Below are 14,780 nucleotides of genomic sequence, written 5' to 3' on the forward strand. Positions count from 1 at the left end.
TTCCTATGAAGCAACGAGCCCTGTTACTGGTCGATTTACAGAATGATTTTTGTGCAGGCGGCGCGCTGGCGGTGGCCGAAGGCGACAGCACGGTCGACATCGCCAACGAACTGATTGCTTGGTGTAAGGCGCGCGGTGAAGCGGTGGTTGCCAGCCAGGACTGGCACCCGGCGGATCACGGTAGCTTTGCCAGCCAGCATGACGTTGAGCCCTTTACCGAGGGCGAACTGGACGGCCTGCCGCAGACCTTCTGGCCCGATCACTGCGTGCAGCATACCGAAGGCGCCGAGCTGCATCCCCTGCTTAACAGCAAAGCCATTGACGCGGTGTTCCAGAAGGGTGAAAACCCTGACATCGACAGCTACAGCGCCTTTTTCGACAATGGGCACCGGCAAAAAACGGGACTGGATCAGTGGTTGCGCCATCACGAAATCGTGGAGCTGATTGTGATGGGGCTGGCGACGGACTACTGCGTGAAATTTACCGTGCTGGATGCGTTGCAGCTGGGTTACCGGGTGAACGTTATTACCGACGGTTGTCGCGGGGTGAATATTCAGCGCCAGGACAGCGCTCAGGCGTTTATGGATATGGCGGCGGAAGGTGCCACTCTGTATACGCTGGCGGACTGGCAAGAGACGCAGGCCTGATAGCCTTGTGCCGGGTAGCGGCTACGCCTTACCCGGCCTACAAACCCCGTAGGCCCGTGCAAGCGCAGCGCCGCCGGGCAAAACCCGCCACCTGTAGGCCCGTGCAAGCGCCAGCGCCGCCGGGCAAAACCCCGCCACCCGTAGGCCCGTGCAAGCGCAGCGCCGCCGGACAAAACCCCGTCACCCGTAGGCCCGTGCAAGCGCAGCGCCGCCGGGCAAAACCCCGCCACCCGTAGGCCCGTGCAAGCGCCAGCGCCGCCGGGCAAAAACCCGTCACCCGTAGGCCCGTGCAAGCGCCAGCGCCGCCGTGCAAAACCCCGCCACCCGTAGGCCCGTGCAAGCGCAGCGCCGCCGGGCAAAACCCTGTCACCCGTAGGCCCGTGCAAGCGCCAGCGCCGCCGGGCATAATTCTCATTAAGTCTCATAAAGTGAACTGCCTCGCACTCTCAGCGAGACGGCGATGTTATTCTTTTTTGGCATTTTTTTCGCCACGCCCTTACGTGGCGTGCTTTTTTTACCGTCAAAATTGAAGAGGAATTGCTATGAAACGTTTGCCCTTGCTGGCAGCTTTACCCCTGCTTTGCGCATCCATTGCTTCCGCCAGTTCGCTGATGTCCGTCGGCTATTTTAACGGCGGCGGCGACGTCACCGCCGGGCCGGGCGGGGATATCAATAAACTGGACGTGCGCCAGATCACCCATCTGAATTACTCCTTTGGCCTGATCTATAACGACGAAAAAGACGAAACCAATCCGGCGTTAAAAGACCCCGCTAAACTGCATCAAATCTGGCTATCCCCTAAGGTTGAAGCCGATCTGGCTTTGCTCCCTGTCCTGCGTAAACAGAACCCCGCTCTCAAGGTTCTGCTCTCTGTCGGCGGCTGGGGGGCCCGTGGCTTCTCGGGCGCGGCATCCAGCCCGGAAACCCGCGCAGTGTTTATCCGCTCCGCCCAGGCGATCGTAGAGAAATATGGCCTCGACGGGATCGATCTCGACTGGGAGTTTCCGGTTAACGGCGCATGGGGGCTGGTCGCCAGTAAGCCAGAAGACCGGGCTAACTTTACCGCCCTGCTGAAAGAACTGCGTGCCGCGTTCGGACATAAAAAACTGGTGACCATCGCGGTGGGCGCCAACGCCGAGAGCCCGAAAAGCTGGGTGGACGTGAAAGCAGTGGCGCCTCTGCTCGATTACATCAACCTGATGACCTACGACATGGCGTATGGCACCCAGTATTTTAACGCCAACCTGTATGACTCCAGCGCCTGGCCGACCGTGGCCGCCGCGGATAAATATAGCGTCGACTTTGTGGTGAACAACTATCTGGCCGCCGGGCTGAAGCCGCAGCAGATGAACCTGGGTATCGGCTTCTATGGTCGCGTGCCGAAACGCGCCGTCGAGCCGGGTATCGACTGGAGCAAACCGGACGCGCAGAAAAATCCCGCGACCCAGCCCTACTTCAGCGCACAGCAGATCGCCCTGTTCAAATCACTGGGCTACGATCTGACCAAAGATACCTACGTGAAATACAACGACATTGTGAAGACGTTTTTAAACGATCCGCAGAAACGGTTTACCGAGCAGTGGGACGATGAGGCGAAAGTGCCGTGGCTGTCGGTGAAGTCCGATAATGGCAATCCGCTGTTTGCCCTGTCGTATGAAAATCCGCGCTCGGTGGCGATCAAAGCCGAGTATATCAAAGAGAAAGGTCTGGCCGGGGCCATGTTCTGGGAGTACGGGGCGGATGACAATAACCAGCTGGCGAAGCAGCTGGCCGAGTCGCTGGGGATAAAACACCCGTAACGTTAAACAGGCCCGGTGAGCCATTCACCGGGCTGCAATGGTTCTGCTTACTGGACCTTCAGCGTCGCAATCGGCTTCGGTGCAATACCAAAATCTTCCTTCAGCTGCTGTTTGCTTTTCATCACCATCTGGCCCTGGGTGTCGATGGTCATATGCTGCGCTTCGGTGTTATTGCGCGCCTGCCAGAGCATCACCAGTTGCAGGCAATTCTCTTTCTGCTCCGGGGTCAGGGCCACGCCATCGGCCCATTTGCCAAGCTCTACCGCCGTGACCAGACGCTGATACACTTCCGGCGTCATGCCGTTGATCATCTCTTCAATATTCATGTTAAATCGGGCTCCGAAGGAATAATTTGCTGAATCGATTTTTCAGCCTTTCGTCTGGTCGCCATTCTCGTCGTCGGTGAAGCTTAAGGAGGCGGAATTGACGCAAAAACGCTCGCCTGTGGGCTGTGGGCCATCCGGGAAGACGTGACCGAGATGGGCGTCACAGTTTCCGCAGCGGATCTCGATGCGCTCCATACCGTGGCTGAGGTCCTTCAGATAGTGAATGGCCTCTTCACTGACCGGTTCATAGAAGCTTGGCCAGCCACAGCCAGAATCGTATTTGCTCTGGGAGTTAAACAGCGCAGCGTCACAGACCAGGCAGTGGTAAACACCGTCCCTTTTGTTATGCAGCAGACGCCCGGTAAACGGCGGTTCCGTCCCGTGATTTTGCGTCACGTAGAACTGCATTTCGGTGAGGTTTTTTTTCAGTTCATCGGAGTTATGTTGATTCGACATAGGCTTACATCTCGCAGTTGAAACAGACAACTTTTACTGTCGATTCTAACAAAACATTAACACTGAAGTATGAACTTTTGATCTAAACTTACTCGTTGCGCAGAGGCGGTCAGACAAATGTGATCTACTCCACGTTTTTATGTGGGCAGCCCTTTAAAATTCCGTGCGCAGGCCCCATATGGGTGCAAGCTCCAAGGGAATGTGAGGTAGGTCAATCGAGCAAAGCTAATGCTAAGGATTGATTTGTCGCAATGATTGACACGATTCCGCTTGACGCTGCGTAAGGTTTTTGTAATTTTACACGCAACCTTTTATTCACTAACAAATAGCTGGTGGAATATATGACTATCAAAGTAGGTATCAACGGTTTTGGCCGTATCGGCCGTATTGTTTTCCGTGCTGCGCAGGAACGTTCTGACATCGAAATCGTTGGCATCAACGATCTGTTAGACGCTGAGTACATGGCATACATGCTGAAGTACGACTCAACTCACGGTCGTTTCAACGGCACCGTTGAAGTGAAAGACGGCCACCTGGTTGTTAATGGCAAAACCATCCGTGTTACTGCTGAAAAAGACCCAGCTAACCTGAAATGGAACGAAATCGGTGTTGACGTTGTTGCTGAAGCAACCGGTATCTTCCTGACCGACGAAACTGCGCGTAAGCACATCACCGCTGGCGCGAAAAAAGTTGTTCTGACTGGTCCTTCCAAAGACAACACCCCAATGTTCGTTCGTGGTGCTAACTTCGAAACTTACGCTGGCCAGGACATCGTTTCTAACGCATCCTGCACCACCAACTGCCTGGCACCGCTGGCAAAAGTTATCAACGACAACTTCGGCATCATCGAAGGTCTGATGACTACTGTTCACGCAACCACCGCGACTCAGAAAACCGTTGACGGCCCGTCTCACAAAGACTGGCGCGGCGGCCGCGGCGCAGCTCAGAACATCATCCCATCTTCTACCGGCGCAGCTAAAGCTGTAGGTAAAGTTCTGCCAGAACTGAACGGCAAACTGACTGGTATGGCGTTCCGCGTTCCAACTCCAAACGTATCTGTTGTTGACCTGACCGTTCGTCTGGAAAAAGCAGCAAGCTACGAAGAAATCAAGAAAGCAATCAAAGCGGCTTCTGAAGGCCCAATGAAAGGCGTTCTGGGTTACACCGAAGACGACGTTGTTTCTACCGATTTCAACGGCGAAGTTTGCACTTCCGTGTTCGATGCTAAAGCAGGTATCGCACTGAACGACAACTTCGTGAAACTGGTTTCCTGGTACGACAACGAAACCGGCTACTCTAACAAAGTTCTGGACCTGATCGCTCACATCTCCAAATAAGTGAGATGAGAAATTGATCCAAAAAGGCGACCCCTGGTCGCCTTTTTTTTGCTTTAAAGACAGAGGATTGCGTAATGATTAAAACAATTTTTGCACTTCCGGTAGTCGAACAGCTTACCCCTGTGCTTTCCCGCCGTCAGATTGACGATGTTGAAGTGATCGTAGTTGACCATCCGCAGGTTCAGGCTTCTGTTGCCCTGCACGGCGCGCACCTGCTCTCCTGGCAGCCGGAAGGTGAGATGGAAGCGCTGTGGCTAAGCGATATCACCTCCTTTAAAAAAGGGGCCGCTATTCGTGGCGGCGTACCAATCTGCTGGCCGTGGTTTGGCCCGGCGACGCAGGAGGGTCTGCCGTCGCACGGTTTTGCCCGCAACCTGCCGTGGACGCTGAAAGCCCACAACGAAGATGAGTCCGGCGTGGTGTTAACCTTTGAACTGCAAAGCGATGGTGAAACGCGCAAACTCTGGCCGCACGACTTCACTCTCTATGCCCGCTTTAAGCTGGGTAAAACCTGCGAGATCGAACTGGAAGCGCACGGTGAATTTGAAACCACTTCCGCCCTGCACACCTTTTTCAACGTCGGCGATATCGCTGCCGTCACGGTGAATGGCCTTGGCGATACCTTTATCGACAAAGTGGATAATGCGAAAGAAGGCCGACTGACCGACGGCGCACAGACCTTCCCGGATCGTACCGACCGCGTCTATCTGAACCCGGAAGCGTGCAGCGTTATCGAAGATACCTCCCTGAACCGCGCCATTGAAGTAATTCATCACCACCACAGCAACGTGGTTGGCTGGAACCCTGGCCCGGCGCTGTCAGTCAGCATGGGTGATATGCCGGATGACGGTTATAAAACCTTTGTCTGCGTAGAGACCGCCTGCGTCAGCGAACCGCAAAAAGCGACGGAAGAGAAACCGACCCGTCTGGGACAGACCATTCACATTGTGAAGCGTTAATGCCCTGCCCTTGCCCTCTCCATGCTGAGAGGGCATGACGTCCACTTTACACCACGTCTAATGCCGTTTTGTTTTTCGGCGCCGGGAAGGCGGCATCCAGCTTCTGTAACGCCTCTGCTGAGAGGGTAATACCCAGCGCGCCCGCGTTCTCTTTCACATGCATGATTGATGACGCCTTCGGGATCGCCATCGCCCCAGGGTGACTGATCACCCACGCCAGCAGCACCTGGGCCGCCGTGGCGTTGTACTCTTTGGCAATCGCATTGACCACCGGGTGATTCATCAGCCCGGCGCGCAGTCGCCCGGCCTGCGCCAGCGGGCAATAGGCCATCACCGGCATCGACTGCTGCTGGCACCAGGGCAACAGATCATATTCGATACCGCGTGAGGCCAGATGGTAGAGCACCTGATCGGTGGCACAGGCCTGCCCGCCCGGCACCTGTCCCAGCTCCTGCATATCCGCATAATCAAGGTTCGAGACGCCCCAGCGGCCAATTTTGCCCTGCTGTTGCAGCGTCTCCATCAGTTCGACAGTCTCTGCCAGAGCGTAATTTCCCCGCCAGTGCAGCAGATAGAGGTCAATATGATCGGTGCCCAGACGGCGCAGGCTGGCTTCGCAGGCGGCAATCCCTTTTTTGCCACCGGCATTCCACGGGTAGACTTTGGAGACCAGAAAGACCTTATCGCGCTGGCCTTTAATCGCCTCGCCAACCACCTCTTCCGCGCCGCCCTCGGCATACATCTCGGCGGTATCAATTAAGGTCAGCCCCCGCTCAATGCCTGCCCGTAAGGCATCGCTCTCCTGGCGGCGCTGGCTTGCCTTTTCCCCCATATACCAGGTGCCCTGACCGATGGCCGGAAGCACCCTATTGTCGCCAAAGTTGACGGTTTTTTCGCTCATAATACGCTCCTGTTTGTCTGCACCACCCTAAAACAAACGGGGCCCGAGGGCCCCGTTATGATGCACAAATTGCGCAGTACAAATGCACAATCAGAAACTGTAAGTCACACCCATCGACATCAGACCGGTCCAGGACTTATCGACCATCGGGCTATCCTTCACCTCGTCACTCAGGCGGTTATAACGGCCCGTCGCGTAGACGTTCCAGTCAGAGGCAAACTTATAGCTTGCGGTCAGCTCCAGGTACGGGCTCCAGCCATCGTCTGCGTCATAGCTATGCAGGCCGCTGCGGCGTGATTCTTTATGGGACACGCCATAATAGTAGTCGTTGTAGTTGTCGCTGCTGTACTCCAGACCAATACCCGGGGTGAGCGTCAGCCCGCCGTTGGTGTAACGGTACAACCACGCCAGATCCCAGATATAACCGTTGCTGTTGTCGAGCGTGTCGCCAGCCAGGGCGGTACGCAGGAAACCATATTCGGTGTTATGGACCCAGGAAACGCCCGCCATCATGGTGCTCTTACGTTTGTCGAGCTGGCGAAGCCGATAGTTATCACTATCGCCTGGCTTGAAGTGCGTCGGGTCGTAATAAGCCATGATGGAGAGTTTGTCGGTCTGGTCGTTCCACAGATAGTAGCCACCGCCCAGCCCACGGAACCAGAAGTTATCGCCTTCATAGGTAATAACCGGAACCGGGTAGAAATCACGATCGTACTGTTTATAAGGGCTATTGATTACGCCGACACCAGCACCAATTGACCACTGATTCTCCGCGTATGCTGTACTCACTGAGGTGGCAACGATAATCCCCAGTGCCAGAAGTTTGAGTTTGGTCACAATCCATTCTTTCCTGTAGTCAAATAATCAGCGTGTGAAGTGTAACCGTCATCCCCCCCATTGCTCAAAATTTTTTGTCTCCTAATCATTTTGATTAACCGACTATTTTGTTTGCGACAGATGACGAAACGCTGTCACGCGCATTACCGTTCAGTGAAAGAAGTGTGTTTGACGTTTAAGATTTGGCTATTTTTTTGGATGAGTTATTGATATGTCATTGAAATTAGTTTTTGCATACATGCAAGTTTTGCAAATGCCATCTACGCTTAATTTTAAGAAGCTGAATACCTGATCACCCCGCAGTTTCAGCCGCCCGACCTGGCACACGGGTTGCTGCTCTGGCAGTGAGGTGCAACGGATCCCGCTTCCGGGAGCCTCTACTATTCATATGAACGGCTCTTTTCCTGTGCTAAAAAACGAAAGGACGGCATGCCATGAATATATTCGATCACTATCGCCAGCGTTATGAAGCTGCCAAGGACGAAGAGTTCACACTGCAGGAGTTTCTTACCATCTGCCGGCAAGATCGCAGTGCTTATGCCAATGCGGCAGAACGACTATTGATGGCTATCGGTGAGCCAAATATGGTTGATACCGCCCAGGAGCCACGGCTTTCCCGTCTGTTTTCGAATCGGGTCGTCGCCCGATATCCTGCGTTTGAAGAATTTTATGGCATGGAAGATGCCATCGAGCAGATTGTCTCTTATCTGAAACATGCTGCTCAGGGTCTGGAAGAGAAGAAACAGATTTTGTATCTGTTGGGTCCCGTTGGCGGCGGTAAATCCTCGCTGGCCGAGCGGCTGAAATCGTTGATGCAGCGCGTGCCGATTTACGTGCTGAGCGCCAACGGTGAACGCAGCCCGGTTAACGACCATCCGCTGTGCCTGTTTAACCCGCAGGAAGATGCGCAGATACTGGATAAAGAGTATGGCATTCCTCGCCGCTATCTCGGGACGATCATGTCGCCGTGGGCAGCGAAACGCCTGCATGAATTTGGCGGTGATATCACTAAATTCCGCGTGGTGAAAGTATGGCCATCCATTCTGGAGCAGATTGCGATTGCCAAAACTGAACCAGGTGATGAGAACAACCAGGATATCTCTGCGCTGGTAGGTAAAGTGGATATCCGTAAACTGGAAAACCACGCGCAAAACGATCCTGACGCATACGGCTATTCCGGTGCGCTGTGCCGCGCCAACCAGGGGATTATGGAGTTCGTCGAGATGTTTAAAGCGCCGATTAAGGTGCTGCATCCGCTGTTGACGGCAACCCAGGAAGGTAACTACAACGGGACGGAAGGTATTTCCGCCCTGCCGTTTAACGGCATTATCCTGGCGCACTCCAACGAATCTGAATGGGTTCAGTTCAGAAACAATAAAAACAACGAGGCGTTCCTTGACCGTGTTTACATCGTCAAAGTGCCTTACTGCCTGCGGATCTCCGAAGAGATCAAGATTTACGAAAAACTGCTTAACCACAGTGAGCTGGTTCATGCCCCTTGTGCCCCGGGGACCCTGGAGACGCTGTCGCGCTTCTCAATCCTGTCGCGCCTGAAAGAGCCAGAAAACTCCAGCATTTACTCGAAAATGCGTGTTTACGACGGTGAAAGCCTGAAAGATACGGACCCGAAAGCGAAATCCTATCAGGAGTATCGTGACTACGCCGGTGTCGATGAAGGGATGAACGGTCTCTCCACGCGTTTCGCGTTCAAAATTCTCTCCCGTGTGTTCAACTTTGACCACACCGAAGTGGCCGCTAACCCGGTACACCTCTTCTATGTACTGGAGCAGCAGATTGAGCGTGAACAGTTCCCGCAGGAGCAGGCTGAACGTTATCTGGAGTTCCTGAAAGGCTATCTGATCCCGAAATATGCCGAGTTTATTGGCAAAGAGATCCAGACCGCCTATCTGGAATCTTACTCCGAATACGGGCAGAACATTTTTGACCGCTATGTCACCTATGCCGATTTCTGGATCCAGGATCAGGAGTACCGCGACCCGGATACCGGCCAGCTGTTTGACCGCGAGTCACTGAATGCGGAACTGGAGAAAATCGAGAAGCCTGCCGGGATCAGTAACCCGAAAGACTTCCGTAATGAGATCGTCAACTTCGTGCTACGCGCCAGAGCGAACTTCAGCGGACGGAATCCAAACTGGACCAGCTACGAAAAACTGCGCACCGTTATTGAGAAGAAAATGTTCTCCAATACCGAAGAGCTGTTGCCGGTCATTTCGTTCAATGCCAAAACCTCAACTGACGAGCAGAAAAAGCACGACGATTTTGTCGACCGCATGATGGAGAAAGGTTACACCCGCAAACAGGTTCGCCTGCTCTGCGAATGGTACCTGCGCGTGCGTAAGTCGTCTTAACAGCCCAAAAAGCCCGGCGGCACGTAGCTTGCCGGGCCTACAACAATGTTCCGTAGGCCGGATAAGCGTCAGCGCTATCCGGCACTTACGGGCACTGAAAGTTGGCAAATGCAGTACGGGGGGCATATGACCTGGTTTATTGACCGGCGTCTTAACGGCAAAAACAAGAGCACGGTGAATCGCCAGCGCTTCTTGCGTCGTTATAAAGCGCAAATCAAACAGTCGATCTCCGAGGCCATTAACAAGCGTTCGGTGACCGACGTAGACAGCGGGGAGTCCGTCTCTATCCCGACGGATGATATTAGCGAACCGATGTTCCATCAGGGACGCGGTGGTTTGCGCCATCGCGTTCATCCCGGTAATGACCATTTTGTGCAAAATGACCGTATTGAACGTCCACAAGGGGGCGGTGGTGGCGGCGGCAGTGGTCAGGGGCAGGCCAGCCAGGACGGTGAAGGTCAGGACGAATTTGTGTTTCAGATCTCCAAAGATGAGTATCTGGATCTGCTGTTTGAGGATTTGGCCCTGCCGAATCTGAAGAAGAACCAGCATCGTCAGTTAAACGAATACAAAACCCATCGGGCCGGTTTTACCGCCAACGGCGTGCCGGCAAATATCAGCGTGGTACGTTCGCTGCAGAACTCACTGGCGCGCCGTACCGCCATGACCGCGGGCAAACGGCGTGAACTGCGCGAGCTGGAAGCAAGCCTGGATATCGTGGCGAAAAGCGAGCCAGCGCAGCTGCTGGAAGAGGAGCGTTTACGCAAAGAGATCGCTGAACTGCGCGCCAAAATCGAGCGTGTGCCGTTTATCGACACCTTTGACCTGCGTTACAAGAACTATGAAAAGCGTCCCGAACCTTCAAGCCAGGCGGTGATGTTCTGCCTGATGGACGTTTCCGGTTCGATGGATCAGGCCACCAAAGATATGGCGAAGCGCTTTTATATTCTGCTCTATCTCTTCCTGAGCCGAACCTATAAGAACGTGGAAGTGGTCTATATTCGCCATCATACCCAGGCCAAGGAGGTGGATGAGCATGAGTTCTTCTACTCACAGGAGACGGGGGGGACTATCGTTTCCAGTGCCTTGAAGCTGATGGATGAGGTGGTGAAAGAGCGTTACGACCCGGCGCAGTGGAACATCTATGCTGCTCAGGCGTCGGACGGTGATAACTGGGCAGACGATTCGCCGCTGTGCCATGAAATTCTGGCGAAAAAATTGCTGCCTGTGGTGCGTTACTACAGTTATATCGAGATCACCCGCCGCGCCCACCAGACGCTGTGGCGTGAGTATGAACATCTGCAAAGTACATTTGATAACTTCGCGATGCAGCACATTCGCGACCAGGACGATATCTATCCGGTATTCAGAGAGCTTTTCCATAAGCAATCTGCCACCAGCAACAGTTAACGCCACCGCCGGTCATCGACCGGCGGTTTTACGTTAGCTCTCTGTCAGAACGTAACGTTCATTTTTGCCCACACGGTCCGACCCGGTTCATTGACCGGCGTGTCGGAGGAGTAGCCAAAGCTGCTGTTCCCCGCCAGGTTCAGGTGTTCGCTGTAGTTCTTGTCCAGCAGGTTATCGACCCCGCTGCTCAGCTTCAGGTAGTTATTCACCTTCCATGCTGCGTTGGCGGAGAGAATGGCAAAGCCAGCGCTCTGATCGAAATCTTTCCCGACCACGTTACCTTCGTTCATCGCCACCCGATGCTGCGGGCTCACCATGCGCAGCAGGCCGGTTGAACTCCAGTCGCCCTGCTCCCACGTGAGGCCAAGACGTGCCTCCAGCGGCGGCATTTGCGGCAGCGGCTGATGATCGTCCGTGTTCTCCCCCCAGGAGTAGTTAAGAGTGGCATCGGTTTTCCACTGATCGCTCAGCTGATACGAGGCGCCCATCTCCCCGCCCATAATGGTGGCATCCACGTTGTCGGCCTGGCTGACGTGGGAATCGTTTGGATCGTAGCTGAACAGGATAAAGTCGTTAATGCGCCCGACATAGGCGGAGATCCACCCGGTGGTACGTTCGCCTTTGTACTGGGCGCCGACGTCAAGCTGGGTGGTTTGCTCTGGTTTGAGATTATCAAAGACATCCGAGGTGCCGTCCGGGCCATAGGTGGGCGAAAACAGCTCCCAGTAATCGGGGAAACGTTCGGTATAACCGAGCCCGGCGTAGACCATCGCCGGTGCCGTGCCCAGATTATGCTCCACGCGCAGGAAGCCCGCCGGTAGGGTATCCTCGCGGCTGTCGCTGCCGATGCCGGTATAGTTATCCACTTCGACCTTATCCAGACGTGCGCCGCCAATCACTTTACTCAGATCGGTCGCATTCCACGTCAGCTCGCTGAACGCGCCGTAATCGTGAAAACGTGCATCCTCCTGCCAGCCTTTGTCCTCATCATCTTCATTGCTGCGATGGGTGTTGGTCTGCATATCCAGCCCGCTTTGCAGCTGGAAATCTGACCATAGCCAGGTTCCCAACATCCTGCCGCCGACGGTGCGACGATCGACCTGTTTTTCCATCGGCATCGACATATCCATCGATCCCATCGGCATGCCGTTCATGGAGCCGGAATCCGGGGTGCCGGGGGAGCGCATGGAGTAGTTGTCCATGATGTGGTTGGCGTAGTTGTAATAGGCGCTCATCTCCAGGGAATCGAAAACGTCGCCGATATTCTCTTTCTTAAAGCGCAGGCCCAGGCTTTCGCGCTTGAACTGGGATCCGTCCATGCCGCGCCCGGCATAGCTTGCGTCGCCATCCCCCTGACCGGCGGTGAGTTCCAGTAACGTATCCGCATCCGGGGTCCAGCCGATGGCCAGATCGGTGTTCCACTTGTCCCATTTCGAGGCCACGCGATCGCCGTTACCGTCTTTGTAGTCGCCCGATTTCGATTTATTGCCGTTGAGACGTACATAACCCGTCTCGTTACCAAAGCTGACATCGGCATTTTCATCAAAGCGGTCATTCGAAGCGGCGAGGAAGCTGCCGTCGCCCTTGATGCCGGCGCTGTCAAAACGGGGCGGTTCACGTTCGAAGCGCACCGTTCCGGCGGAGTTTCCCGGCCCCCAGAGCACGGTTTCCGGCCCTTTGGTGACCGTCAGCAGATCGTAGCTTTCCGGCGAGATGTACGAGCTTGGCGCATCCATTCGCGCCGGACAGGCGCCCAGCATTTCGCTGTCGTTGGTCAGCAGGCGCAGACGCGAGCCATACATGCCGCGAAATACCGGATCGCCATTGCTGCCGCCGTTACGGATCTGGCTAAAGCCGGGGATGGTTTTCAGGTAATCCGAGCCGTCACTGGCTGGCACCGGCTGGCGCGGAGTTTTAGGCGACGTGACCACTTCAAGCGGAGAAAGGACCGGGGCCGTCACGGTGATCACATCCTGATCGTTAACCGGCGCTGTGCTGATAGTGTCCGTGGCAAGCGCTGCGCCGGAAAAGAGGGTCATCAGCGCCAGAGCCAGGGGATGGGGTTTAAACGTTAATTTTTTCATTGCTGTGCCTGAGCGAAGAGTGGCGTGGTGTACCGCTGCCAAACCGAATCCTTTCGTTAACGAAAGTGCTTAACGAGCAGGCACATAAACTGACGTAAATTTTGCAGAAGTGTGTACACCGGAACAACGCTGCTTGAAGAGAATAAGAGCTGTAGAAAAAAGTTGAAAATTGTCATGTTGTTGGTTTTGCTGATACTTAACGTCAGCGGTGATTGTTCGAAAAGTACGCCATTTTCCCGCCTCTGACACGCCTGTTCATTGGCGTTAGTCCGCCCCGCATCTCTACTTCAGGCAATCGCCCAAATCACACTCTTTTTTGCACAAAACCCTTTTTACCGGCGCGCGAGCACGTAAAGTAAGCAGGCTTACTTTTCTATTTTGGCAAGGAATACCACATGTTTGACCCTACCCTGCTCATTCTTCTGGGCCTGGCCGCGCTGGGCTTTATCAGCCATAACACCACGGTCGCAATATCAATTCTGGTGCTGATCATCGTCCGCGTGACGCCGCTTAGCGGTTTTTTCCCGTGGATTGAAAAACAGGGGCTGACCGTGGGGATCATCATCCTGACCATCGGGGTGATGGCCCCCATCGCCAGCGGCACTTTACCGGCCTCAACGCTTATCCATGCTTTTATGAACTGGAAATCGTTGATCGCTATTGCCGTGGGGGTATTTGTCTCCTGGCTTGGCGGTCGCGGCGTTACGCTAATGAGCTCCCAGCCCACGCTGGTCGCGGGCCTGCTGGTGGGTACGGTGCTGGGCGTGGCATTGTTCCGCGGTGTGCCGGTCGGCCCGCTGATCGCCGCCGGGCTGGTGTCGTTGTTTATCGGGAAGTCGTAGCGAGGCTGGCGACATACCGGGCCGGGGTCTGGCCCAATCCCTTTTTGAACATCGTGATAAACGCCGTGGTGGAGTCATAACCCAGGTTTTGCGCCACCTGCTGCACCGACTGCCCGCTAATGAGCCCTTGCAGGGCGACAATCAGCTGGAGCTGATGCCGCCAACGGCGAAAGCTGAGCCCGGTTTCGCTGACCACCAGCCGGGCGAGATTGCGCTCACTCATCGCAAAATGGCGCGCCCACTGGTGCAGCGTCTGCCAGGCGGCAGGTGATTCGGCCATGGTGTCACTCATCAGGCGGATTTTGGGGTGCGTGGATACCGGGAGCTGCAACTGCTCCTGTGGCTGTCGGGGCAGCTCATCAAACAGCACCTGCACCAGCCGCCGGGTGGCAGGCTCCTGCTCAGCGGGGCTGCGCTCCGCCAGGGTCAGGATCAACTCCCGCACCAGAGGTGAAATTTTCAGGGTGCAGCAGCGGTCCGGCATCGATACCGCGCCGGGTTCAATAAACAAAAAGCAGAGGCGGGCGCTGGGCGTGGCCTTATTGCTGTGCGGCAGCAGGCCGGGGATCCAGACGGCGAACTGCGGGGGCACCATCCACATGGCATTTTCCACCTCGCAGGTAATGGCCCCGTGCAGGGCGAGGATCAGCTGACCTTTGCGGTGCTGGTGGAACGGAATGCGCTGCTCGTCTTCCACTACGCGCACATGAAACGCCACCGCAGGATCGTGCTGGCTGTCGGGATCGTATCCCGCAAGGCCGAGTCCAGGCATCATTTTGTCCGATATTAGCGATAATCTGTCATTTTAGCTTG

At 55.1% G+C, this 14,780-nt stretch carries 13 protein-coding genes; 7 read left to right on the forward strand and 6 right to left on the reverse strand.

Features of this window, described 5'->3' with window-relative positions; all coding sequences use genetic code 11:
• Positions 1-5 precede the first annotated feature (5 nt).
• Positions 6-647, forward strand: coding sequence for a bifunctional nicotinamidase/pyrazinamidase (gene pncA / locus DVA43_RS08450; protein WP_114315261.1), 642 nt, complete (start codon positions 6-8; stop codon positions 645-647).
• Between the two features lie 542 nt (positions 648-1,189).
• Positions 1,190-2,446 carry a glycoside hydrolase family 18 protein gene (locus tag DVA43_RS08455; RefSeq protein WP_114315262.1) on the forward strand — a complete coding sequence of 419 codons (1,257 nt, stop codon included), beginning with the start codon at positions 1,190-1,192 and terminating at the stop codon, positions 2,444-2,446.
• Positions 2,447-2,493: 47 nt separating this feature from the next.
• On the opposite strand, the gene DVA43_RS08460 is transcribed toward DVA43_RS08455, so the two are convergent.
• Positions 2,494-2,772: a YeaC family protein gene (locus DVA43_RS08460; protein ID WP_103179257.1), complete on the reverse strand. Its 279-nt coding sequence runs from the start codon at positions 2,770-2,772 to the stop codon at positions 2,494-2,496.
• 42 nt (positions 2,773-2,814) lie between these two features.
• Entirely contained in the window at positions 2,815-3,228 is a 414-nt protein-coding gene (gene msrB, locus DVA43_RS08465; RefSeq protein WP_103179256.1) for a peptide-methionine (R)-S-oxide reductase MsrB, read from the reverse strand.
• A gap of 341 nt (positions 3,229-3,569) precedes the next feature.
• On the opposite strand from msrB, the gene gapA reads away from it, so the two are divergent.
• Both gapA and DVA43_RS08480 read left to right on the forward strand, forming a co-directional pair.
• Positions 3,570-4,565 (forward strand): glyceraldehyde-3-phosphate dehydrogenase, encoded by a 996-nt coding sequence (gene gapA, locus DVA43_RS08475; protein ID WP_061495017.1) that lies wholly within the window; start codon positions 3,570-3,572, stop codon positions 4,563-4,565.
• A gap of 74 nt (positions 4,566-4,639) precedes the next feature.
• Positions 4,640-5,524: a D-hexose-6-phosphate mutarotase gene (locus DVA43_RS08480; RefSeq protein WP_114315263.1), complete on the forward strand. Its 885-nt coding sequence runs from the start codon at positions 4,640-4,642 to the stop codon at positions 5,522-5,524.
• A 46-nt stretch (positions 5,525-5,570) separates the two neighbouring features.
• On the opposite strand, the gene DVA43_RS08485 is transcribed toward DVA43_RS08480, so the two are convergent.
• Entirely contained in the window at positions 5,571-6,425 is an 855-nt protein-coding gene (locus DVA43_RS08485) for an aldo/keto reductase (RefSeq protein WP_114315264.1), read from the reverse strand.
• A 90-nt stretch (positions 6,426-6,515) separates the two neighbouring features.
• Positions 6,516-7,262 (reverse strand): MipA/OmpV family protein, encoded by a 747-nt coding sequence (locus DVA43_RS08490; protein ID WP_114315265.1) that lies wholly within the window; start codon positions 7,260-7,262, stop codon positions 6,516-6,518.
• A gap of 434 nt (positions 7,263-7,696) precedes the next feature.
• On the opposite strand from DVA43_RS08490, the gene yeaG reads away from it, so the two are divergent.
• Both yeaG and DVA43_RS08500 read left to right on the forward strand, forming a co-directional pair.
• Positions 7,697-9,631, forward strand: coding sequence for a protein kinase YeaG (yeaG, locus tag DVA43_RS08495; protein ID WP_103179251.1), 1,935 nt, complete (start codon positions 7,697-7,699; stop codon positions 9,629-9,631).
• A 126-nt stretch (positions 9,632-9,757) separates the two neighbouring features.
• The gene (locus tag DVA43_RS08500; RefSeq protein WP_103823926.1) at positions 9,758-11,041 is read left to right on the forward strand and encodes a YeaH/YhbH family protein; all 1,284 of its coding nucleotides are present in this window, start codon (positions 9,758-9,760) and stop codon (positions 11,039-11,041) included.
• Positions 11,042-11,085: 44 nt separating this feature from the next.
• On the opposite strand, the gene DVA43_RS08505 is transcribed toward DVA43_RS08500, so the two are convergent.
• Positions 11,086-13,125 (reverse strand): TonB-dependent copper receptor, encoded by a 2,040-nt coding sequence (locus tag DVA43_RS08505; protein WP_114315266.1) that lies wholly within the window; start codon positions 13,123-13,125, stop codon positions 11,086-11,088.
• 395 nt (positions 13,126-13,520) lie between these two features.
• Here DVA43_RS08505 and DVA43_RS08510 point away from each other — a divergent pair, with 395 nt between their 5' ends.
• Positions 13,521-13,967 (forward strand): DUF441 domain-containing protein, encoded by a 447-nt coding sequence (locus DVA43_RS08510; RefSeq protein ID WP_103179249.1) that lies wholly within the window; start codon positions 13,521-13,523, stop codon positions 13,965-13,967.
• Here the strand turns inward: DVA43_RS08510 and DVA43_RS08515 are convergent.
• Complete coding sequence (locus DVA43_RS08515) at positions 13,951-14,742, reverse strand: helix-turn-helix transcriptional regulator (protein WP_103179248.1); 792 nt, start codon at positions 14,740-14,742, stop codon at positions 13,951-13,953. The genes DVA43_RS08510 and DVA43_RS08515 overlap by 17 nt on opposite strands.
• Positions 14,743-14,780 lie beyond the last annotated feature (38 nt).

Origin of the sequence: Leclercia sp. W6 (assembly GCF_003336345.1) — a bacterium.
In the GTDB taxonomy this organism is placed as follows: Bacteria; Pseudomonadota; Gammaproteobacteria; order Enterobacterales; family Enterobacteriaceae; genus Enterobacter.